Origin of the sequence: Burkholderia sp. AU32262, from assembly GCF_020419985.1 — a bacterium.
GTDB lineage: Bacteria > Pseudomonadota > Gammaproteobacteria > Burkholderiales > Burkholderiaceae > Burkholderia > Burkholderia semiarida.
Map to the genome: position 1 here is coordinate 1 of NZ_JAIZRS010000082.1, position 689 is coordinate 689.

1 protein-coding gene is annotated in these 689 nt (G+C 69.1%); it reads left to right on the forward strand.

Features of this window, described 5'->3' with window-relative positions; genetic code table 11:
* On the forward strand, positions 1 to 689 hold a 689-nt coding region (locus LGN10_RS33400), incomplete at both ends, for a TolC family protein (protein ID WP_226226299.1).

Below are 689 nucleotides of genomic sequence, written 5' to 3' on the forward strand. Positions count from 1 at the left end.
GGCTGCACGATGGCGCCGCATTACAAGCGGCCCGACGCACCCGTCGCGCAGGCGTACCCGGCCGGCGGCGTCTACGCGACGCAGCCGGGCGCGGCCGGCGCGCGCAGCGCGAACGGCCAGGCGGCGACCGCCATCGGCTGGCGCGAGTTCTTCGTCGATCCGCGCCTGCAGCGGCTGATCGAGATCGCGCTGAACAACAACCGCGACCTGCGCGTGTCGGTGCTGAACATCGAGGCGGCGCGCGCGCAGTACCAGATCACGCGTGCGGGGCTGTTCCCGACGCTCGACGGTACGGGCACGGGCAGCATCCAGCGTTTCCCGGCCGGTGTATCGCAGACGGGCCAGCCGCTGATCTCGCGCAACTACAACGTCGGGCTCTCGGCGTCGTGGGAGCTCGACCTGTTCGGCCGCGTGCAGAGCCTGAAGGACCAGGCGCTCGCGCAGTACCTGTCGACATCGTATGCCCGGCAGGCGTCGGAAATCTCGCTGGTGTCGCAGGTGGCTGACCAGTACCTGACGCTGCTGTCGACCGATGATCTGCTGAAGGTCACGGAAAACACGCTGAAGACCGCGCAGGCGTCCTACGACCTGACGAAGCTGCAGTTCGACAACGGCACGGGCTCCGAGCTCGAGCTGCGTCAGGCGCAGACGGTGGTCGAGACGGCGCTCGCGAACCAGCAGGCGCAGGC